The sequence below is a fragment of the Halomicrobium zhouii genome (genome assembly GCF_900114435.1).
GTDB classification, from domain to species: domain Archaea; phylum Halobacteriota; class Halobacteria; order Halobacteriales; family Haloarculaceae; genus Halomicrobium; species Halomicrobium zhouii.
The window spans coordinates 1,257,209-1,277,343 of record NZ_FOZK01000002.1; the positions used below are offsets into that span (position 1 = coordinate 1,257,209).

Below are 20,135 nucleotides of genomic sequence, written 5' to 3' on the forward strand. Positions count from 1 at the left end.
AACGGACGCGACTCCGTGTGGATCCGATGCCCGAGGAGGTCAACCGCGAGACGGTCGAGCGCAGGCGGGACCGGCTTCTCGACGAGTACGGTGAGGTCCGCATCACCGAGGAGCGCGAGATCGTCGACGCCGAGAAGTTCCCCCAGCTCCGCGCGCTCTCACGTGATGGCTATACTGGCGGGGCGTACGCCTGGGTCGTCAGGCGGCCCGAACAGGCCGCAGCCCTGACCGAATCGATGCCCGACGAGGTGAACGAGGGCGCCGCCGTCCTGATGATCCTCGGTCGCGGCGGCGAACGGTGGGGGCTCGCTGGTGGCGGACGCGAGGACTGTGAGACGTACGAGGAGGCGGCGGTCCGTGAGGTCCACGAGGAGACCGGCGTCGACTGTGACCTGACGGATCTGTTCCTGATCCGCCACCGCGTCGCCACCTCCGACGGCGACCACGGGGAACGACTGCACACGCTCTCGGTGTTCTTCGACGCCGAGTACAGCGGCGGACACGTCGAGATTCAGCCGGGCGAACTCAACGGCGCGGCGTGGTTCGAGAGACCGCCGGCGCGACTGTACCCGGAGAACGCCTATCGCGCGGCGGCGTTCTGGGACGACTTCGAGACCGACGGGGACCCACTGGCCGAGTACGGAGAGTGATCGCCCTGTGTTGACTGCGTCGACTGTGTCGTCTGTGTTGAGAGAGTAGCTTTGAGGCCCCCAGACGGCGTTGCTCACATGCCGACTGACCTCTCACCGGTCGACGACGAACTGGCGCGAGCGCTGACGGACGAACGCGAGCGCCAGCGCGAGACGCTCTCGCTCGTCGCGAGCGAGAACTACGCCAGCGAGGCCGTGCTGGCGGCCCAGGGGTCGGTCCTGACGAACAAGTACGCCGAAGGGACGCCCGGCGCACGCTACTACGCCGGCTGCGAACACGCCGACGAGGTGGAAGAACTGGCGGCCGACCGCGCCCGGGACCTGTTCGGTGCGGACCACGTCAACGTCCAGCCTCACTCGGGGACGCAAGCGAATCTGGCGGCGTTCCTGGCCCTGCTCGACGCCGGCGATTCCGTCCTCTCGCTAGACCTCACGAGCGGCGGGCACCTCAGCCACGGCTTCGAACACTCCCTCGTGGGCCGCCACTACGACGTCGACCACTACGGCGTCGACCCGGAGACGGGCCGTCTCGACTACGACGCCATCGAGGCGCAGGCCCGCGACGTCGAGCCGGACCTGCTCGTCTCTGGCTACTCGGCGTATCCCCGGCAGGTCGACTGGGAGCAGATGCAGGCTATCGCCGACTCGGTCGGCGCGTACCACGTCGCCGACATCGGCCACCTCACGGGACTCGTCGCCGCGGGCGTCCACCCCTCGCCCGTCGGCGTCGCCGACGTCGTCACCTGCTCGACGCACAAGTCGATCCGGTCCGGTCGCGGCGGGATGGTCATGTGCGACGAGGAGTACGCCGACGCCATCGACAGGGCCGTGATGCCGGGGTGCCAGGGCGGCCCGCTGATGCACAGCGTCGCCGGCAAGGCGGCGGGATTCTACGAGGCGCTCCAGCCCGGGTTCGACGAGTACGCTCGACGGGTGCTGGACAACGCGGCCGTCCTGGCCGACCACCTCCGGAAACGCGGGTTCGACCTCGTCTCGGGCGGCACCGACGTCCACTTCGCGCTCGTCGACTTCCGCGAGAGTCACCCCGACCTGACGGGAGCGACGGCCGAAGACGTCCTCGCCGACGTCGGCCTGGTCTGTAACAAGCAGACCGTCCCCGGCGAACCCCGCTCACCGACGGTCGGTAGCGGCCTCCGCATCGGGACGCCCGCCGTCACGACGAGGGGCTTCGGCGAAGACGCCACACGTCGACTGGCCGAGGTAGTCGCGGACCTCCTCGACGCGCCCGACGACGCCGGCGTCCGGGAGAACGCCCGCGACGTGGTGACCGACCTCTGCCGCGAGTTCCCGCTGTACGAAGACGGCGCGCGGGTCGTCGACCCGTGACCACGCTCGACGTCCGCCGGTTCCGCGACGGCGACGGCCCACGCGTGCGGGAACTCAACGAGGCGGCGCTCCGGAGCGCGGGCGACTACATCGATGACGTGCCCGAACCGGACCTCGACGACGTCCCTGGCCACTACCTCGACCGGAACGGGGAGTTCCTGGTCGGTCGCCACGGCGACGAGCTCGTCGCGACCGGTGCCTACCACCACGTCGACGAGTGGTCACTCGCCGAGCGATTCGACTTCGACCGCCGGACCGCCGAACTCACGAGGGTGCGCGTCGACCCCGACCACCAGCGACGGGGATTCGGACGGGCGCTGTATCAGGAGCTGGAGTACCGCGCTCGCGGCGACGGCTACCACCAGATCGTCCTCGACACGGGCGCCGGGAACGCCGCCGCGCGATCGTTCTACGAGTCGCTGGGGTTCCGCTTCATCGGCGAGGAGCGATTCCACGGATTCGGCGAGACGTTCGACCTGGCCGTCTACCGGAAGTCACTGATCGGGTGACTGGGGAGCGTTCCAACTACTTGCAGTAATTTCCACCTCGACAATTATTATCGTGGGTCGTAACGTCAGTGTTCGCGAGAGCGATGGCGAGCGACTTGCACGTACGCGAGTATCAGAAATCCGACGCCGAGCGGATCCTGTCCGTCCACGAAGCCGCGTTTCGGGCATCGGGAATCGAGTTCGTCCCGGAGGCCGCCGTTGACGAGGAACTGCGGGACGTCACCGAGTCCTACCTCGATAGCGGTGGGACGTTTCTCGTCGGTGTCGTCGACGGCGAGATCGTCGCAACGGGAGGGTATCGGCCCCGGGTGGATGAAGTCGCCGAGGTCGGCCACCTCCGCGTCCATCCTGACCACCAGCGGTGCGGGCACGCGACGACCCTGATGGATGCCATTGAAGGGCGTGCGATGGATGAGGGATTCGCGGCGCTTGCTCTGTGGACCCACGAAGCCCTGGTTGCAGCACAGGCCCTCTACGAGGGCCGGGGGTACGAAGAACGAGCACGGACCGCCCACCCGGCAACTGGCGACGAGATGATTCATTATCGCAAAAATTTCTGAGAGACCGACTGCGACGACTCAGGGGAATCGGATCGTCTCTGTCTCCGGATCGATCTCGACGCGGCCGCCGATGGGGATCGGAACGGTCGGATTCGTGTGTCCGAACTCGAGGTCGAAGACGGCCGTCGCCTCGGGGTTGTACCGGTCGAGCATGGAGCGGATCGCGTCGCGCTGGTCACGCCGATACGCCAGTCGCTCGTCGTCACTCCGGTCGCCGAACCGGTGGCGGGTCTGCGGCCGGCCGACGAGGACGCCGTCGAACCGTTCGAGGAGGCCGCGTTCGCCCATCGCCTGGAGCGTCCAGCGAACGCGGTCGGCGCTGGGGAGCACCTCCGAGGTTTCGAGGGCGAGAATCTCGCCGTCGAGGGCAGCGGGGTCGGGGAGGTACCTGTCCGCGGCGAGTTGCCAGCGAAGGATGGCGAGACAGCCGCCCCAGAGCCGCCCTGCGACGGGTCGGTCGCCGTGCCAGTGCCAGCCGTCGGTGTCCTCGTACTCAGGCTCCTGTTCGACGTAGTCCTCGGCGCCCCAGTCGACGACGTCGTCGGTCCACTGCTCGGCGGGTTCTATCTCGCCGATGGACTCTTCGAACAGCGCCTCGCGGAGGTAGCGCTCCGTGTACTCGGGCAGGAATCCGGGCGTCGCGACCTGGTTGAGGATCTGACCGCCGTAGAACGAGACGATCCCCTGGTTCCAGAGGAAGAGCGCGAGGTTGGTGTTGTCGCTCATTCCGAAGCATCGCGTCGGGTTCTCCCGGAGGACGTCGGGATCGAGGTGTTTCAGGACCCGGAGCTGGTCGTCGCCGCCGATGGTGGCGAAGACCGACGATATCTCGGGATCACGGAACGCCGCGTGGACGTCGGCGGCCCTGGCCTCGGGGTGGTCCCGGAGGTAGCGATCAGACTGGCGGGCCGTCGGGTAGACCACTGGTTCGAGGTCGAAGACGTCACGCAGCCTGTCCAGCCCGAGCGTGAGGACGTTTCTGGCGGCCGCGGCGGCGCCGCTCGACGGCGCGATAACTGCGACGCGGTCGCCGGGTGAGGCAGCCGGTGGGACCGTGAACTCGTCGGCCATACGACGGAATCCGGGCGAACCCGGGAAAAGCGTGTCCCAGGGGTGAGACCCACTGGCAACTGTTCTCGCGATCTCGAACACTCCCTGTGACTGTTCGAAACCTGATGGGGGAGACTGAACCCGGTCCCTCGTGCCTTACCGCCCGGTGTCGTACTTGTAGGTCGCTTCTTCGGGGTCGATACCGAAGTCTTCGGGGCCCTCGACGGGTTCGCCCTCGCCCGCTTCCTCCGCAGTCGCACCCTTGAATCGCTCGCGGAACTCGTCGGGCATCCGGAAGTCCTCCGTGTCGATTCGGGTCGGGACGGCGTCGGGTTCGAGGGTCTCGCGTTTCGATTCGAGGCGTTCCCGTAGTTTCTCGGGCAGCTGTGCCTCGTCGATGCGCTCGAAGCCGAACTGCTGGAGGTAGTCGGGGTAGCCGGTCAGCGAGTAGACGGTGTCGAACCCCTCGTCGCTGGCGTACTCGACGAGGCGTTCGACGACGTGGGCGCCGACGCCCTGGCCGCGCCACGCGTCGAGCACGCCGATGCTCGTTAGCTCGCACACCTCTGCGCCGTCGTCGGGCTTGTGGATGCGGATCCGGCCGAAGCCGGCCTTCTCGTGGCTCTCCTCGTCGATGGCCACCACGTAGTCCCGCGACCGGAACGCCGTCTCGTCGAGCCCCATCTCCTCGATGTGGTCGAGCAGCCAGACCTCCTCGCGGTTTTTCGCGTCCCGGACGTACATATCGGATCCTTGGTAAGCTGTCGACAAAAGGGTTTTCGACCTATCAGATCCCGTAACGAACCGCAGAGCCCCGTCTCGGGTGGAGTGACACCGACCAGCCGCGAGTTCCCTCGGCGCACAATCCCTTTGTCCCCTGTCACCGAATGTCCTGGTATGGGATCCGAATCGCTCGACGGGCTCGACCGGTTCGCCTACGAGCCCAGCCGGGAGTTCGTCGAGTCGACCAACGTCTGGGAGTTCATGCAGGAGTACGGCATGGCGGACTACGACGAACTGATCGAGCGGACCACGGGCGACGTGGAGGGCGAGCCCGCCTCCGGCGTCGACTGGTTCTGGAACTTACTCCCCGAGTACCTGGGTATCGAGTTCTACGCGGACTCCGAGACCGTACGAGACGACAGCGACGGACCGCAGTTCAGCGACTGGTACCCCGGCGGCGAGATCAACGTCGCCCACAACGTCCTCGACCGGCACGCCGCCGTCGACAGCGCGACGCGGAACAAGAGTGCCATCGTCTGGGAGGGCGAGCCCGGCGACACGCGCGACGTCACGTTCCACGAACTCCACCGGCAGGCGAACCAGGTCGCCAACGCGCTCGAACAGCGGAACGTCGGAACGGGGGACACCGTCGGCCTCTACATGCCGATGGTCCCTGAAGTCGCGTCGATTCTCTACGGCTGCTTCAAAGTCGGGGCCATCGCCGTCCCCATCTTCTCCGGGTTCGGCGTCGACGCCACCGCGACCCGCATCGCGGATTCGGAGTGCTCGGTGCTGTTCACCGCGGACGGCTTCTACCGACGGGGCAACGAGGTCACGCTGAAGGACACCGCCGACGCAGCCATCGCGGAGGCCGGCCACGTCGACCACACTATCGTCTACAGTCGCCTCGATGTGGAGGAAGCGGACCTCGACTGGCACGACGACCGCGACCAGTGGTGGAGCGAAGCGGTCTCGCTCCAGTCCGACGAGTACGAGACGAAGCACCTCCCCTCTGATCAGGAGGCGATGCTGCTGTACTCCTCGGGGACGACGGGGGAGCCGAAGGGCATCGTCCAGACGCACGCGGGCGTCCAGCTACAGTGTGCGAAAGAGATCTACTTCGGCTTCGACCACAAGCCCCACGACCGCTTCTTCTGGGTCTCCGACGTCGGCTGGATGATGGGCCCGTGGACGCTGATCGGCAATCACACATTCGGCGGAACTATCTTCGTGTACGAGGGCGCGCCAGACTACCCGCAGCCCGACCGGTTCTGGGAGATGATAGACCGGCACAAGCTGACCGTGTTCGGCGTCTCCCCGACGGCCGTGCGTGCGCTCCGGAAAGAAGGGGATCAGTGGCTGGAGGGCCACGACCTCTCGTCGCTTCGCCTGCTCGGGTCTACCGGCGAGCCCTGGGACCCCGAGTCCTGGCAGTGGTTCCTCGACGAGGTCGGCGGCGGCGACGCGCCGATAGTCAACATCTCCGGTGGGACCGAGATCTGCGGCTGTTTCCTCATGCCGATGCCGGTTCAGTCGCTCAAGCCCTGCACGCTCGGTGGTCCGGGGCTCGGGATGGCAGTCGACGTCGTGGACGAGGAGGGAAACTCCGTCACCGACGACCACGAACGGGGCTACCTCGTCGCCCGCGACTCCTGTCCATCGATGACGAAGTCGCTGTGGTCCGGCGACGAGCGCTACCTCGATGAGTACTGGTCGACCTGGGAGGACCTCTGGGACCACGGCGACTGGGCACAGGTCGACGAGGACGGGCTGTGGTTTCTCCACGGCCGCGCCGACGACGCGCTCAACGTCGCCGGACGGAAGGTCGGCCCCGCCGAGGTCGAGGGGGCGGCCATCGAACACCCTGCCGTGACCCAGGCGTCGGCCGTCGGTGTGCCGGACGAGACGACGGGGACTGCGGTCGTCCTCTACGCGGTTCTGGTGGACGGCACGGCCGAGTCCGACGACCTCCGCGAGGAGATTCGGGGTCTCGTTGGCGAGGAACTCGGCAAGCCGTTCCGCCCCCGCGAGGTGCTGTTCGTCGACGAATTTCCCAAGACGCAGAGCGGGAAGATCGTCCGCCGGGCCATCGCCGCCACCTACGAAGGCGAGGATCCGGGCGACCTGAGCAGCATCGAGAATCCGGAGTCGCTCGAAGAAGTGGCGGCGGCGAGGTGAGCAATTGAATTACAGCGAGAAGAGATATCCTCGCCCTCGTCGGTCCTCGTCACCGGTCGGTGCACCGACGAGTGCTTCCGACTCCGCGAGCGCGATGGAGTAGCCAAAGTCGTTCTTCTGGCCCGGGTCGTCGGGAACGAGGGCGGCGGTCCGCTGCCACCCCTCCTCGGTCCGGTCGAAACGGTTGACGCGTCCGGAACCGGAGTCGCCGGGGTCGCCGACGAGCATCGTGTCGCCGCGGAGCGCGACGCCGGAGGGGCCGTCGTCGTAGTCGAACTGACCGAGGCTGGAGACACGAGTCAGGTACCGCCACTCGTCGCTGGCGCGTTCGAAGACGTACGCGACGCCGGCCTCATCGTCGTCGCCCCCCGGTGCACCCACCACGGCCGTATCACCGTCGAGCGCGAGCGTCTGGCCGAACCCGCCGTCGTATCGGACGTCAGGTGCAGTCAGCACCGCCGCCTCGACCCACGCACCGGACGAACTCTCGTACACGTACGTGGCACCAGCCGACGACTCATCGTTCACCGACGTCTCTGGTGCGCCGACGAGGACGGTATTCCCGGACAGAGCGACGCGTCGCCCGTACAGGTCCGATATGTCGTCAGGATCGCTCTCGAAGGTGGTCTGGCGCGTCCAGTCCGTTCCGGAAACCTCGAACACGGTCACCGTTCCGCTGAACCCCAGCATCGTCGACGGCTGCCTGACGGCGCCCACGACGAGCGTCTCGCCGTCGCAGGCGACCGCTGCGCCGAACTCGTAAGACTCGTCGTCGGTCGGAGAGATCCGTGTGCGGCGGTGCCATCCGTTACCGTCGCGTTCGAAGACGTAGACGGCACCGGCGTCGCCGGTCGCCGGTGCGCCCACGTAGGCCGTCGTCCCCGACAGCGCCATCGACGTCGGGTAGTAGGCGAACCGATCCTCCTCGCTGGGCGCCAGGACCGCCGTCTGGTGCCAGCCGTCGTCGCCGGTCTCGAACACGTGGATCCGTTCGCCGTCGACGTCCACGAGCGCGACGTCATCGGACAGGACGACAGAGGTCCCGAAGAACATCTCGTCTTCGCCACCCGTCGGGGTCAACGCCGATCGCTCGCCAACCGCCGTCACGGTCGACGGCGGTTCTTCGGTGGATGCGGGCGTCGACGTCTGGGTCGCCGACTCGGTCGGTTGCGACGTCGTTGCCGGTGCGAGGGTGGTGTTCGGCGTCGTGGTCGGCGTCCGTGACCCGTCGTCTGGCGTCGATCCTTCGCCGGGCAACGAAATCCGGCTACACCCCGCAAGCGTCGCGGACGCCGCCAGTCCGAGGGAACGGAGGAAGGCGCGTCTGGAGACCATGTGGTCACGGTGAAAGGGTAGCTACCAATAAATTACGGACACTTCGTCTCCGATACCTACTCGGACGGCGTCTGCTCTCGCCCGCTGACCAGCACCGCCTTCTCCGTCCCCAGGATGACGCTCTGGGTGACGCTGCCGAACAGCACCTTGCCCGCCGGCGTCCGTTTCCGTCCCGCCAGACAGATGAGGTCCACGTCGGCCTCGTCGGCGTAGTCGAGAATCTCCGCGGCCGGGTCGCCGCTCTGTTCTGCCAGATCCACCTCGATGCCAGCTTCCGCCATGCGTTCCTGTGCCTCGCGGACGGAGCCGACCTGGTTGACGGAGGCACCCTCCTCGTTGTTCGTGAACACGTGGAGCAGGGTCACGTGGACCTCTTCGGCCGAATGTGGTAGTTCGCTCACGGTCTCGGCCTGTGAGAGCGCGCGCGGTTCGTCACGATCCACCGGAACGAGGATCTCGTACATACGGCCACCTTTCGTGGCCTGTACCAAAAGCGTGTGCCTCGTTGTCGTCACTGAAACACGGTCGGGAGTGAGGGTGGAGGACGGGGACCACCGGGGGGCGAGGAGCGACGGGAAGGACGAGGAGCGACGGGAAGGACGAGGAGCGACGCCAGGTCAGTTCGTGCTGACGATCTTGATCACGTCGCCCTCTCCGAGTTCGGTATCGTCGGAGATGCGGCGCTTCTCGCGGGCGTCGACGGCGTGGAGATACCCCTCGCCGATGTCGGAGTGGACGGCGTAGGCCAGGTCCTTCGGCGTCGAGCCCTCGGGCAGCAGGAACGCGTCGGGGAGGACGGTGCCGGTGCCGTCGGTCCACTTGCTCTCGTTCTGGACGGGGAACGCGGTGAAGTGGTCGAGCAGCCCGTAGACGGCCTCGTCGAGGGCCTGCTGGACGCCTGTACCGCCCCACTCCTCCATGACGTCGCGGATGCGTTCGAGGCCCTCGCGCTGGTCGTCGCTGACGTCACCCGTTATCTCGAAGTCCGGGTCGCCGGGGTCGTACTCGACGATGCCGGCGTCGGCCGCCCGCCGGAGCCCCAGTTCGCCGTCGGCGGTGGCCGGAATCGCGTACTCCGCGGCCTCCTGTAGTCGCTCCACGGTCCCCTCCGGCGCGATATCGGCCTTGTTGGCCACGACGACGATGGGTTTCGTCCGCTGGCGGATCTCCCGGGCCAGCGCCTCGCGGTGCTCGTCCTCCCAGGCGATCGGGTCGGCGGGGTAGTCGATGTCGCGCAGGGTGCGCGCCACGTCGGCCTCCGTCGCCCCGACACCGGTGAGCATGTCCGTCAGTTCCTCGTCGAGGTCGAAGTCCGGCGAGCGCGAGGCCCGTTCGACGCCCTCCCAGTTGCGCTCGACGATGCTCGCGAGCCAGAGGTCCATCTCCTCCTCGACGAAGTCGACGTCTTCGACGGGGTCGTGGCTCCCGATTTCGACGGGCTCGCCCTCCTCGTTCGTCCCGCCGGAGGCGTCGACGACGTTGAGGATGACGTCGGCGTTGGTGAGTTCGTCGAGGAACTGGTTGCCCAGCCCACGACCCTCGTGGGCGCCCGGGACAAGGCCGGCGACGTCGAGCAGTTCGACCGGGACGTAGCGCTTGCCGTCCCGGCAATTCTCCCCGCCGCAGCGCTCCTCACGGTCCAGGCAGGGGCAGTCGGTGCGGACGTAGCTCACGCCGCGGTTCGGGTCGATGGTCGTGAACGGGTAGTTCCCGACGTCGACGTCGGACTCCGTGGCCGCCCTGTAGAAGGTAGACTTGCCGGCGTTGGGTTTCCCCGCCAGCGCGATAGAGAGCATGTCACTACGTACCGGTGACGCCGAAAAGGGGGTTTCGGTTCACTCACCCGCTGAGCCGACGGTGAGTCCGACGGCAGAGTCTTTATTATCGAATGCCTGCCATCTGGGTCCATGTCTCTCCGTCGAAGCGTCGCCCCCTCCCTTCGTGCGACCCATCCCGCCCTGTTCCTGGTCGGCTTCGCCGTGGTCGCCCTCCAGAGCGCGCTCTCGTTCGCGCTCGCCGCAGTCGAGGCGCCCCTCTCACCGGTGTACAGTCCCCTCTTCGCGCTCGGTGGCCCACTTGTCGTCGCCGTCCTCACCCTCCCGCTTGCGGTCGGCCTCTACGAACCGATCCGCGAGGGAACCGACGGGGCGCGCGAGACGCTCCGCGCGGCGGTCCGGGCGATACGGCGCCGCTACTGGACCGTCCTGGCGGCGAACCTGACCGCCCTCGCCGTCGCGGCCGGCGTCGCCCTCGCCGGGACGGCGCTCGCGTTCGTCCTCGGCACAGCTTTGCGCTACGCTCAGTACGCGACGGGCGATCCCGGACAACCCGTCGCCGTCCTCACCGTCTGGGGGTTCCCAATCCTGTTCGCGGTGTTCCTCGCCGCCGGTCTGCCCGTGACGCGCTTCGCGGACGTCTTCGCCACGTACGAGGGCGAGGGTCCGCGCGCGGCGTGGCGACCGAGCGCCGTGTTCGCCCGTCGCAAGCCCCTCTCTTTTCTCGGCTACGCGCTCGCCACGGTCGTCCTCCTCGGCACGGCCCAGACGCTCCAGTACGCCTTCGCACAGGTCGACGATGTCGCTTCGCTAGCTGCCGGAATCGGTGCCATCCTGGCCGTCGGCACCGTCGGGTTCACGCTGGCGTCCGCGCTCCACGTGACGTACTTCGAGCGAACCGTCGCGCCGGCGGTCCAGGCTGTCCCCCGCGTCACCACCCGGTGGACCCGCCTCGCGGCAGTCGCCGTCGTCCTGCTGGCCGCCGTCGCGGGTGCTGGCTACGTCCGCGCGGTCGATGCCGGTGCCGGTCAGGCCGAGTTGCAGGAACTTCCAGACGACCACGAAGCGGCATACGCCGTCGCGGCGACCAACACCCGCGAGGCGAACCACCGTCGGACGGTCCTGGCCAGGAACGCTACCGAACCGGACAGCGAGTGGCGGAAGACGTCGGAGTCGGCTATCGACTACGACGACCGACGGGCGTCGATCTTCTTCTACGGCGAGGACCCGGATGTCCGCGTCGGGAGCTACCACGGCGAGGGGACAATCGCGATGCCGAGCGGCGGCGGGTCGTGGCGGGGAACCTTCGGCCCGGTCACGCGCGAGCGAAACGACTGGACCGTGATTGCCATGCCCGGCTATGCCGTATCGGACCCGACAGACGTCGCGCCCGTACCGAAGCGGGGCGCTGCTTGGTCGGTGGCCCACAGCAATGCGTCGGTGCTCGTGTACCAGTCGACGACCGCGGACGACATCCGGACGGCCTTCTCCACGTCGTACGCCGGAATGAACGGTGAACTTGCAAACGATAGCTATCTCAGGGTCGTCGTCGACCGCGAGCGAGGAGTCGTCGACACGGTCCGGATCCGGGCCCACTCACTGGACTCGGGGAACGCCTACGAGTACGAGATGCGCTACGGCGCGGGCGAAACAGTCGACGTCGAGCGGCCCGAAGCGATCGGGTCGCGGTCACCGCTGGAGTGGGCCTGGGACGTACTGTACTACTGAACAGCGAAAAACCGAGCTGAAAACTCAGCCCGACGGTTCCGGCGCGTCGGCGTCGGATCCGACTTCGTCGCCCGCGTCTCCGGCCACCTCGTGGGATTCGTCGGCTTCGGTGTTTTCGGCGGCTTCGTCGTCTTCGTCGACAGCCGCCTCGACGTCGTCGTCCGCGTCACCGTCCACGTCTGCGTCGTCGTCCGCTTCCAGTTCTTCCGCCGCTTCGGCCATCGCCTCGGCCGTTTCGTCGGGGCGTTCGATGACCTCGTCGGTGTGCATCACCATCTCGCCGCGGGCGCGGATGGTCCCGTCGACGGTGGCGTTCTCGTGGAGTTCGACGTCTTCGGCGACGACGTCGCCCCATATCTTCACGCCGGGGCCGATGCGGACAACGCCGTTGCGGGTCGTCACGTCGCCCTTGACGTCGCTGCCGCGGCCGATTGCGATGTCGTCCTTGGCGCGGAGGCTGCCGAAGAGGGTGTTGTCCCGGCCCATCTCGATGTCCTCGGCGCGGACGTTGCCGTGGAGGCGGCAGTCGTCGCCGATGGCGGCCGGTGCGGAGACGCGCCAGACGTCGTCGCTGACGTGGGAGCCGCGGGGGATCAGGACGGGGTCACTGTCGACGTCGTCACCGGTGACGGAGGAGAGCACGTCCTCGGCGGCCTCCTCCTCGCCGATGCGGAGGAGGTGCGAGAGGTAGACGAAGAGGAAGACGATGGTCGGCATGGGGTTGCGGATGACGATCCAGCCGTTGGCCTCGAAGCCGTCCTCGATGTCGACGTCGTCGCCGATGTCGAGGTCGCCCGCGACCTTCAACTCGCCGTCGATGTGGACCCGCTCGCCCAGGTAGGCGTCCTCGCCGACGAGGACGTTGTCGCCGACGGTACACCACATGTCGAGGCGGCAGTCGCCCTCGGCCTCGATGTGGCCGTCGAAGCGCACCCGCTCGTCGGCGATGACCGAGTGGCCGCGCACGCCGAACTCGACGGTGGTCTGGCCGCCGACGATGACGTTGCCCTCCGTCACGAGGTCGTGCTCCTCGACTGTGGTCCCGTCCGGGATCGCGAGACGGTCGAGGGGATCTGAACCGATAGGCACACCGTCGTTACTCGGTTCCGTCGCCTTAAACCCCAACGCCGCCGATGACGCCCGTCTGACGCACGTCAGACGAACGCCGTCGTCGACGACGGGCTGGCCAGTGGATTCAACTCTCCGCAGGTGATACGACGTGCCGATGAAAGGGCCGGGGCTGTTCTCGATGCTACAGATCGTCGCCGGGATGTCGATGGCCGGGCCGATGTACGTCCTCGGTTTCCAGATGGTGATGAACGGCAATGCCCCCGGCGGACTCGCCTTCTTCGCGCTCGGACTGGTCGCGATGTTCGCCCCGACCTATCTCGTCAGGAAGATCGGCGGGCCGCGGACGTGGATCAGGCGCCGGCTCGGACGGACTGGTTCGGGTTCGGACGGCGAGGAGCGATTCGACCCGCTGAAGGACCGGTGACCGCCGGCCGTCCCCGATCTTCAGATATTTACCCGTTCTCGTCCAATCTCCGGACATGACCGTGCTTTCCTTCGACGAGCAGGGCGTCGACGTCATCTACGAGGGGACGGAGTTCCGTCTCGAGAAGGCGCTCATCGAGGACGCCACCGAGAAGTCTTACCCCGACGTCACCGACCACGAGGTGTTGCGCCTCGTCGAACCGGACCCGACGCTCTCCGGGGAGCCCCAGCGGATCGCCGAGATCGTCGACTGAATCGGCACGGTATGGTTCCCTCGTGTGTAATTGGCCGCAAGCAGCCTGGTATCTCTGTTTCGGACGGAGACGGGCGCAGTGATGCGGTATTCCGGGAAGGATCGGATGGAATACCCGCCATCGGCGGCAAGCATTTAAGTACCGAGTGCCCAGTGTGAGGTAATGTCAGATCCACGCGTCGCCGGTGCCGGAGTGACGGACTTCGGGGAGCATCCGGAGCGGACCGGCCGCGACCTGTTCGCCGAGGCCGGCCTGGCCGCGCTCGACGACGCCGGCGTCCCCGCCGACGACGTCGAGGCGCTGTACTTCGGCAACTTCATGGGTGAACTGGCCGAGCACCAGGGCCACCAGGGGCCGCTGATGGCCGAGGCCGTCGGCGTCAACGCGCCCGCCACTCGCTTCGAGGCGGCCTGCGCCTCCGCCGGCGCGGGCGTCCGCCAGGCGGTGAAGAACCTCCGGAGCGGCGAGGACGACGTGATTCTCGTCGGCGGCGCCGAGCGGATGACCAACATCGGGACCGCCGCCGCGACGGACGCGCTCGCCATCGCCGCCGACGACCTCTACGAGGTCCGTGCGGGGATGACGTTCCCCGGCGCGTACGGCCTGATGGCCCGCTCGTACTTCGCCGAGTACGGCGGGAACAGGGAGGACCTCGCCCACGTCGCGGTCAAGAACCACGAACACGCGCTCGTCAACGAGCACGCCCAGTTGCGCAAGGAGATCACCGTCGAGGACGCGCTGGAGGCGCCGATGGTCGCCGACCCGCTGGGCCTCTACGACGCCTGTCCGATCACAGACGGCGCGGCCGCTGCCGTCCTCGTGAGCGAGGAGTACGCCGAAGATCACGGCCTCGACGCGCCGGTCAGTATCACTGGTACCGGCCAGGGCGGGGACAACCTCGCGCTCCAGGACAGGCCCCACTTCGACCAGACGCCCGCCGCGGACGAGGCGACCGACGAGGCCTACGCCGACGCCGGCGTCGGCCCGGACGACGTCGACGTCGCCGAGGTCCACGACTGCTTCACCATCGCCGAGGTGCTCGCCGTCGAATCGCTGGGCCTGTTCGAACGCGGCGAGGGAATCACCGCCGCGCGCGAGGGGGTCACGACGCGCCACGGGGCGATGCCCGTCAACCTCTCGGGCGGCCTGAAGGCCAAGGGGCACCCGGTCGGCGCGACGGGCGTCGCCCAGATAGCCACGCTCACCTGGCTCCTCGACGGGTCGCATCAACGTGCCGGCGACGTCCCCGAGGCCGACGTCGCCGTCGCGCACAACGCCGGGGGGACGGCAGCGAGCGCGACCGTTCACGTTCTGGAGGTAAAATCATGAGCGCGCGAGACGGCGGCTACGACGACTGGCTCGACGCCGTCGCCGAGTCTGAGGGATACTACCTCGTCTGCGCGAACGGCCACGGCTGGCTTCCCCCGCGGCGGGTCTGTCCCGACTGCGGGTCGCGCGACCTGGTCGAGGAACCGCTGCCAGACGCGGGCGAGATAGCGACCCACACCACCGTCTACGTCGCGACGCCCGCCTTCGAGGAGGACGCCCCGTACGTCACCGCCGTCGCCCACTTCGGTCCTGTCTCCATCACTGGGATGGTCCGGGACGTCGACCCCGAAGCGGTCGAGATGGGCGACGTCGTCGGTATCGACGTCGGCGAACGGGAGACCACCGGCGACCGGGCCGTCGTCTTCCGGCCGCGATAACGCACTCAGGTCTCGAACACCTTCTCGCCGGCTTCGACGGGGACGTCCAGCCAGTTCTCCGTCGGTGGGAGCGGGCACTCGTACTCGTCGGAGTACGCACAGGTCGGATTGTAGGCCTCGTTGAAGTCGAGGATCCACTCGTCCTCGTCCGTTCGGTGGCTATCGGCCTCTAGATCCAGGTAGCGACCGGCACCGTAGGTCGCCTCGCCACTGGTCTCGTCGCGGAACGGAACCCACAGGCGGTCGTCGGCCGGGTCGCTCTTGTACGCCTGTAACGTGACGCGCTCTCCCGCGACGTCGAACCGGAACTCGCCCCAGCGGAGGTATTCGGACTCGCCACCCGTGCTCGTGCCGACGGTGACGGTCTCGGTTTCGTCGTGTTCGTGGAGCGGCAGCTCGAACCGGTAGGCCTCCTCGGGCGGGTAGTACGCGAGGCCGTCGAAGTCGTTCCGTTCCGCCGATGGGACGGGCGAGTGGGGGTGTGACGCGAAGAACTCGTCTTTCGCGTCGCGCTGCTCCCGCAGTTCGCGCTTCCAGTCAGAGCTCATACTGTCTACTACGGTGGCGCGCGCTTCGAACCTTCCGGTGCGTTAACAGGAGATCGATTCCGCGACCCCAGTCGGTTCTCGACGGCGCTTCCGGGTTCTCGATGCCGCCTCCAGGTTCTCGACGCCGCTTTCGGGTTCTCGACGCCGGCCGTCGGCCGCTCACTCGACGACGACGGCGCCTTTCATCCCGAGCGCGAGGTGCGGTTCGCAGTGATACAGCGCGACGCCCGCTTCGTCGAACGTGTACGTGTACTCGGTGCCGGCCTCGGCCACCGGGTCGCCGGAACTGAACTCGTAGTCCGACTCGCCGATCTGTTCCTCGGGTTCCGCCTCGACGTTGTGTGTCTCCCCTTCGCCGGTCCACTCCCATCGGACTTCCGTCCCGGCGGACACGGCTATCGCCGACGGACCGAAGGCGTAGTAGCCGTCGTTCCCTTCTGCCCCCACGTCGACGGTGGGTTCGCTCTCCTCGCGCCAGTCGACGATGGACCCGTCGTACGTGTCGTCGGCGCCGCCGACGTCGGTCTCGGTGAGCCACTCGTCGACCGCCGGATAGTCGCTCCCGGCGATAGTCTCGGTCCCGCCCGAACCGCCACCTCCGTCCCCGTCGCCGCCGTCGCCGCCGTCGCCGCCCTCGGCGCAGCCCGCCATTCCGACCAGGCCCCCCAGGCCGACCGCTCCAGTCGCTCTCAGTACTGTTCGTCGGTCGATGGACAGTCGCGCCCGCTCTCGTGTCATCACAATTACTAGTCAGTGACGCACTCACTTAGTTGTATACTCGGGATCGTCCGCCGTCGTGTGGTTTCGGAGTCTCGGCGAGTGGAGACCAGCCCCATCAGGCTCGCCACACCGTCACCGTCGCGAGCGCGAGCGTCCCGAGGAGCCAGCCGAGCAGCCCGACGACGCCGGGGAGTGCCGCGGGGGCCGGGGCCGAGGCGCCCGCGACGGGCGTCGCCGCGAACGCCAGGACGAGTCCCCTGAACGCACTCGCCGGGCTCAGAGCCAGGGTTGCACTCAGGTCGCCCGGACCGACCACGCCGGTGGTCAGTCCGCCGACGACGGCCAGGTCGAGGCCGACCACCACGACCAGGAGCGTGCTGACGGCCAGTGCGAGTCCTTCCCGCCTGGTGCGGGCGACCGTGGACACGGCGACCGCGATGCCGAGCGCGACGAGGGCGTACGTGCCTGCGATGGCGACGAACCGGACGTAGTATATCGGGTCGTCGACGGTGGCCGCGGAGGCGAGGAACGAGGGTGCGGGCTGGCTGGTGAGCGGGACGAACACCGCTGCCAGCGCGAGCGGGACCAGTACCGCCGCGAGTACCGCCGTCGCGCGACCGAGGAACACGCCCAGAACGTAGGTGGCCCGGCGGACGGGATACGTCCGTATCACGTCGAGTTCGCCGCGTTCCGCGTCGGCCCGAATCGCCTGGTACCCGAAGGCGAACGCGAGGACGGGGACCAGTACCTCGACCGGCGTCACCAGGTTCAGGACGAGTGGGAGGTAGCCGCCCGCGCCGCCGAGGGCCGGCACGGCCGCGACGGTGAGGCCGAACAGCGCGACGAGGACGAGGTACGTCCGCGTCCTGACAACGGCGTCGAGTTCCCGCTGGGCGAGTGCGCGGACTTGCCGCAGGCGGCCGTCGCTCACTCTCCCTCACCTCGCTTACCAACGCTGACGGAAGCGGTCTCGTCGCGTTCGATGACGTCTGCCAGCGCGCCGGTGAGCGTGTCGGCGCCAGTCCGTTCCCGGAGCGCCGCCGGAGCCTCGGCAGCGACGATGGTGCCGCCGTCGAGCACCAGCACCGTGTCGGCCATCTGTTCGACGGCGTCGATGTTGTGCGTGGCCAGCAGCACGGTCGTCCCCTCGCCCGCGAGGTCGTCCACGACAGCGGAGACGTGTTCGACCATCACCGGGTCGAGGCCGCTCGATGGCTCGTCGAGGACGAGCAGCGGCGGGTCGCCGATCGTCGCCTGCGCGATGCCGAGCAGTCGCGTCATGCCGCCCGAGAGCGCGTCGACGCGCCTGTCGGGGACGTTCTGGAGACCGACGCGCCGCAGTCGATCGTCCACGTCGACGTCGACTTCGGCCAGGTCACCGTAGAACGAGAGCGTCTCCGCGAGCGAGAACTGGGGCCGGAAGGCGGGCGTCTGCGGGAGGTAGCCGACCGGGCGGTTCGCCGACGCCGCGACCGTCACCTCGCCCGCCGTCTGTTCGATCAGGCCGGCGACGATGCGGAGCAGCGTCGACTTCCCCGAGCCGTTCGGGCCGACGAGACTCACGACGGACCCACGGTCTGCGCTGAAGGAGACGTCTTCCAGGACGGTCAGGTCGCCAAACGCGTGGCGGACGCCGTCGACCGTCAGTACAGGCTCCTCGGCGTCCGTCACGTCGCGTTCACCTCTTCCAGGACGTCGGGCCGCGAGGGCTCGACGAGCGGGCCCGTGTCGATCACGTCACTTCTGCGGAGCCCCGGTGCGACGGCCTGCGCCCGACGCAGGATACCCAGCGCTGGCGAGCGTGCGACGGTCGGGCCGGCAGGCGACTCGGCGAGCGACCGGTCGACCTCGTCTGCCGGTCTGTACGGTCGGTCGAGAACGCCGTCGCCGTCGCGGTCGAGGCCGGGCGCGCCGGCCCAGTAGTTGCCCCGCCCGCCGCTGGTCCAGACGGCGACCGGGCCGCTACTGGCCGTCGCCGGCGCGTCGTTGCCCGCGACGTCGTTCTCGACGACCCTGTTCGAGGGGAGGATGGTGTCCGACCGCAGGCCGACGTCGTTGTCGACGACGGTGTTGTTCGCGTACATCGAACGGGTCCCCGCGATGGTCATGCCCGTCCCGCCGCCGACGAGGACGTTGCCGGTGACGTAGGACGCGTCGCCGGCCAGCGACACGCCGACGTCGCTGTCGCGGACGTCGTTACCGATGACGACGTTCTCGCGCGGCCGGGTCATCACCATCACGCCGGCGTCGGTGTCCCTGACCGCGTTGTCGCTGACGAGCGCGCCGGAGGTGTACATCTCGTGGACGCCGTAGCGCATCCCCCGCATCTCGTTGGCCCGGACGACCAGGTCGTCAGACCGGTGGGTGTAGACGCCGTCACGACCTCCCTCGAAGGTCGACTCCTGGATCACCGCGCGGGAGTACATCGTCAGCACGCCCATCGACCCGTCCTGCCACTGGTCGGTGCCGTTCACCACGAGGCCGTCGACCACGGTCCCGTCGCTGTAGCGGGCGATCACGCCGTTCGCGTCCGTGTCGACCGTGACGTCACTGACCAGCGACCGGTTCGCCCGGGACAGGAGGATCGCCGCGTCGCCCCGACCGTAGACGAGCTGGATCTTGGCGTCCCAGCCGCTGGCGTTGCCCTCGCCGGTCCCGAGGTCGCGGGGACCGACGCCCCGGACGGCGAGGTCGGCGAGCGCCACGCCGGAGGCGTTCGCCCGGATCACCGTCCCGTTGCCGCCGCCGTCGACGACGGTCCGCTCGCCCGCGCCGCGGAGCGTGAGGGGCTTCGTGATCGTCACGTTCTCCTCGTAGGTTCCCGGCGGGACGTAGACGGTGGTGTTCGGTGGCGCCCGTTCGACCGCGGCCTGCACCGTCGGGGCGTCGCGACCGACGACCACCGACCGGGGTCGGTCGAGGAGCGACGCGCTCGCGGCGACGCGGCGGTCCGCCCACGCGGTCCGGTTCTCGACCAGGTCCGCCTGGCGGTCCCGCGCGACCGCCGGTCGCTCGCCGTATCGCTCGCGGACGGCGGCCCAGTCGACCACGCGCCCGCCGTACTCGTCCGTGAATCGCTCCGCGTCTGCGCGTCGCTCGAACGGGACCGCTGTGGGTCCGGCCGTCGTCTGCGCGTCGCTGTCCACCGCGTATACCGCGCGCTCGGCGCGTATCCAGTCGACGCCGGGGTCGTTGTCCAGGTCCAGGTACCCCTCTTCGGTCAGGGACGGCTGTGCGCCGCTGAACTCGGTGACGAACAGAGCGACTGGCTCCCCGAACTGCCGGACTGCGTGGCCGCTCTCCAGTTGCTCGACCATCGCCTCGACGCCGTAGTAGCCGATGACGTACTGGTACTGGGCGTAGAACGCCTGGCCGCGGGGAATCTCGTATCCCGCCGCCTCCGCGTCCCGCACGTCGACGCCGGTCATCCCCATCGAGAGCGTCTCGTCGAACGACACCGGGCTGACGGCCGCGCCCCCGGCGGGCTGGACGGTGAAGGCGAGGGCACAGAGGCCGAACGCGAGGACGACGGCCCCGAGTACGTATCGGACGTCCATC

21 protein-coding genes are annotated in these 20,135 nt (G+C 68.3%); 10 read left to right on the plus strand and 11 right to left on the minus strand.

The genetic code is table 11. The features are described from left to right. The first annotated feature begins 26 nt into the window (after positions 1-26). From BM337_RS13385 to BM337_RS13400, 4 genes are all read left to right on the plus strand, one after another. Entirely contained in the window at positions 27-650 is a 624-nt protein-coding gene (locus BM337_RS13385) for an NUDIX hydrolase (protein WP_089817089.1), read from the plus strand. Positions 651-728: 78 nt separating this feature from the next. Next, entirely contained in the window at positions 729-1,997 is a 1,269-nt protein-coding gene (locus BM337_RS13390; RefSeq protein WP_089817090.1) for a serine hydroxymethyltransferase, read from the plus strand. Further along, positions 1,994-2,506, plus strand: coding sequence for a GNAT family N-acetyltransferase (locus BM337_RS13395; protein ID WP_177227487.1), 513 nt, complete (start codon positions 1,994-1,996; stop codon positions 2,504-2,506). The genes BM337_RS13390 and BM337_RS13395 overlap by 4 nt, the downstream gene beginning before the upstream one ends. A gap of 95 nt (positions 2,507-2,601) precedes the next feature. Continuing rightward, positions 2,602-3,066, plus strand: coding sequence for a GNAT family N-acetyltransferase (locus BM337_RS13400; protein WP_177227489.1), 465 nt, complete (start codon positions 2,602-2,604; stop codon positions 3,064-3,066). An 18-nt stretch (positions 3,067-3,084) separates the two neighbouring features. Here BM337_RS13400 and BM337_RS13405 read toward each other — a convergent pair whose 3' ends face one another. Further along, positions 3,085-4,137 (minus strand): S66 family peptidase, encoded by a 1,053-nt coding sequence (locus BM337_RS13405; protein ID WP_089817093.1) that lies wholly within the window; start codon positions 4,135-4,137, stop codon positions 3,085-3,087. A gap of 135 nt (positions 4,138-4,272) precedes the next feature. Then, entirely contained in the window at positions 4,273-4,860 is a 588-nt protein-coding gene (locus BM337_RS13410) for a GNAT family N-acetyltransferase (protein ID WP_089817094.1), read from the minus strand. Positions 4,861-5,013: 153 nt separating this feature from the next. Here BM337_RS13410 and BM337_RS13415 point away from each other — a divergent pair, with 153 nt between their 5' ends. Further along, positions 5,014-7,017, plus strand: a complete 2,004-nt coding sequence (locus tag BM337_RS13415) for an AMP-binding protein (RefSeq protein ID WP_089817095.1) — start codon at positions 5,014-5,016, stop codon at positions 7,015-7,017. A gap of 9 nt (positions 7,018-7,026) precedes the next feature. Here the strand turns inward: BM337_RS13415 and BM337_RS13420 are convergent, their stop codons facing one another. The 3 genes from BM337_RS13420 to BM337_RS13430 form a co-directional block, all read right to left on the minus strand. Then, the gene (locus tag BM337_RS13420) at positions 7,027-8,352 is read right to left on the minus strand and encodes an FG-GAP repeat protein (protein WP_089817096.1); all 1,326 of its coding nucleotides are present in this window, start codon (positions 8,350-8,352) and stop codon (positions 7,027-7,029) included. A gap of 56 nt (positions 8,353-8,408) precedes the next feature. After that, the gene (locus BM337_RS13425; protein ID WP_089817097.1) at positions 8,409-8,816 is read right to left on the minus strand and encodes a universal stress protein; all 408 of its coding nucleotides are present in this window, start codon (positions 8,814-8,816) and stop codon (positions 8,409-8,411) included. Between the two features lie 153 nt (positions 8,817-8,969). Continuing rightward, a complete protein-coding gene (locus tag BM337_RS13430) occupies positions 8,970-10,148 on the minus strand; it encodes a redox-regulated ATPase YchF (protein ID WP_089817098.1) in 1,179 nt (392 codons plus the stop codon). 111 nt (positions 10,149-10,259) lie between these two features. On the opposite strand from BM337_RS13430, the gene BM337_RS13435 reads away from it, so the two are divergent. Further along, the gene (locus BM337_RS13435; protein ID WP_089817099.1) at positions 10,260-11,855 is read left to right on the plus strand and encodes a DUF7847 domain-containing protein; all 1,596 of its coding nucleotides are present in this window, start codon (positions 10,260-10,262) and stop codon (positions 11,853-11,855) included. 24 nt (positions 11,856-11,879) lie between these two features. On the opposite strand, the gene BM337_RS13440 is transcribed toward BM337_RS13435, so the two are convergent. Next, entirely contained in the window at positions 11,880-12,944 is a 1,065-nt protein-coding gene (locus BM337_RS13440) for a polymer-forming cytoskeletal protein (RefSeq protein ID WP_089817100.1), read from the minus strand. A gap of 136 nt (positions 12,945-13,080) precedes the next feature. Here BM337_RS13440 and BM337_RS13445 point away from each other — a divergent pair, with 136 nt between their 5' ends. The 4 genes from BM337_RS13445 (at position 13,081) to BM337_RS13460 (ending at position 15,309) form a co-directional block, all read left to right on the plus strand. Further along, a complete protein-coding gene (locus tag BM337_RS13445) occupies positions 13,081-13,350 on the plus strand; it encodes a TDT family transporter (protein WP_089817101.1) in 270 nt (89 codons plus the stop codon). 55 nt (positions 13,351-13,405) lie between these two features. Then, positions 13,406-13,603, plus strand: a complete 198-nt coding sequence (locus BM337_RS13450; protein WP_089817102.1) for a DUF5800 family protein — start codon at positions 13,406-13,408, stop codon at positions 13,601-13,603. A gap of 162 nt (positions 13,604-13,765) precedes the next feature. Next, positions 13,766-14,932, plus strand: a complete 1,167-nt coding sequence (locus BM337_RS13455; RefSeq protein ID WP_089817103.1) for a thiolase domain-containing protein — start codon at positions 13,766-13,768, stop codon at positions 14,930-14,932. Continuing rightward, on the plus strand, positions 14,929-15,309 hold the full coding sequence (locus BM337_RS13460) for a Zn-ribbon domain-containing OB-fold protein (protein WP_089817104.1): 381 nt from the start codon (positions 14,929-14,931) through the stop codon (positions 15,307-15,309). The genes BM337_RS13455 and BM337_RS13460 overlap by 4 nt, the downstream gene beginning before the upstream one ends. A 5-nt stretch (positions 15,310-15,314) precedes the next feature. Here BM337_RS13460 and BM337_RS13465 read toward each other — a convergent pair whose 3' ends face one another. From BM337_RS13465 to BM337_RS13485, 5 genes are all read right to left on the minus strand, one after another. Continuing rightward, positions 15,315-15,857: a DUF1684 domain-containing protein gene (locus tag BM337_RS13465; protein ID WP_089817105.1), complete on the minus strand. Its 543-nt coding sequence runs from the start codon at positions 15,855-15,857 to the stop codon at positions 15,315-15,317. A gap of 159 nt (positions 15,858-16,016) precedes the next feature. Further along, positions 16,017-16,595 (minus strand): halocyanin domain-containing protein, encoded by a 579-nt coding sequence (locus BM337_RS13470; protein WP_089817106.1) that lies wholly within the window; start codon positions 16,593-16,595, stop codon positions 16,017-16,019. A gap of 97 nt (positions 16,596-16,692) precedes the next feature. Beyond that, on the minus strand, positions 16,693-17,508 hold the full coding sequence (locus BM337_RS13475) for an ABC transporter permease (RefSeq protein ID WP_089817107.1): 816 nt from the start codon (positions 17,506-17,508) through the stop codon (positions 16,693-16,695). Beyond that, complete coding sequence (locus BM337_RS13480; RefSeq protein WP_089817108.1) at positions 17,505-18,248, minus strand: ABC transporter ATP-binding protein; 744 nt, start codon at positions 18,246-18,248, stop codon at positions 17,505-17,507. The genes BM337_RS13475 and BM337_RS13480 overlap by 4 nt, the downstream gene beginning before the upstream one ends. Beyond that, positions 18,245-20,134, minus strand: a complete 1,890-nt coding sequence (locus BM337_RS13485) for a NosD domain-containing protein (protein WP_089817109.1) — start codon at positions 20,132-20,134, stop codon at positions 18,245-18,247. The genes BM337_RS13480 and BM337_RS13485 overlap by 4 nt, the downstream gene beginning before the upstream one ends. Between the last annotated feature and the right edge of the window lies 1 nt (position 20,135).

What these genes read in the sequence shown, in the direction of transcription:
- BM337_RS13385 (WP_089817089.1), top strand. Translation starts at nt 27, where the DNA reads ATGCCCGAGGAGGTCAACCGCGAGACGGTCGAGCGCAGGCGGGACCGG.
- BM337_RS13390 (WP_089817090.1), top strand. Translation starts at nt 729, where the DNA reads ATGCCGACTGACCTCTCACCGGTCGACGACGAACTGGCGCGAGCGCTG.
- BM337_RS13405 (WP_089817093.1), bottom strand. Translation starts at nt 4,137, where the DNA reads ATGGCCGACGAGTTCACGGTCCCACCGGCTGCCTCACCCGGCGACCGC.
- BM337_RS13410 (WP_089817094.1), bottom strand. Translation starts at nt 4,860, where the DNA reads ATGTACGTCCGGGACGCGAAAAACCGCGAGGAGGTCTGGCTGCTCGAC.
- BM337_RS13415 (WP_089817095.1), top strand. Translation starts at nt 5,014, where the DNA reads ATGGGATCCGAATCGCTCGACGGGCTCGACCGGTTCGCCTACGAGCCC.
- BM337_RS13420 (WP_089817096.1), bottom strand. Translation starts at nt 8,352, where the DNA reads ATGGTCTCCAGACGCGCCTTCCTCCGTTCCCTCGGACTGGCGGCGTCC.
- BM337_RS13425 (WP_089817097.1), bottom strand. Translation starts at nt 8,816, where the DNA reads ATGTACGAGATCCTCGTTCCGGTGGATCGTGACGAACCGCGCGCGCTC.
- BM337_RS13430 (WP_089817098.1), bottom strand. Translation starts at nt 10,148, where the DNA reads ATGCTCTCTATCGCGCTGGCGGGGAAACCCAACGCCGGCAAGTCTACC.
- BM337_RS13435 (WP_089817099.1), top strand. Translation starts at nt 10,260, where the DNA reads ATGTCTCTCCGTCGAAGCGTCGCCCCCTCCCTTCGTGCGACCCATCCC.
- BM337_RS13445 (WP_089817101.1), top strand. Translation starts at nt 13,081, where the DNA reads ATGAAAGGGCCGGGGCTGTTCTCGATGCTACAGATCGTCGCCGGGATG.
- BM337_RS13450 (WP_089817102.1), top strand. Translation starts at nt 13,406, where the DNA reads ATGACCGTGCTTTCCTTCGACGAGCAGGGCGTCGACGTCATCTACGAG.
- BM337_RS13455 (WP_089817103.1), top strand. Translation starts at nt 13,766, where the DNA reads ATGTCAGATCCACGCGTCGCCGGTGCCGGAGTGACGGACTTCGGGGAG.
- BM337_RS13460 (WP_089817104.1), top strand. Translation starts at nt 14,929, where the DNA reads ATGAGCGCGCGAGACGGCGGCTACGACGACTGGCTCGACGCCGTCGCC.
- BM337_RS13465 (WP_089817105.1), bottom strand. Translation starts at nt 15,857, where the DNA reads ATGAGCTCTGACTGGAAGCGCGAACTGCGGGAGCAGCGCGACGCGAAA.
- BM337_RS13470 (WP_089817106.1), bottom strand. Translation starts at nt 16,595, where the DNA reads ATGACACGAGAGCGGGCGCGACTGTCCATCGACCGACGAACAGTACTG.
- BM337_RS13485 (WP_089817109.1), bottom strand. Translation starts at nt 20,134, where the DNA reads ATGGACGTCCGATACGTACTCGGGGCCGTCGTCCTCGCGTTCGGCCTC.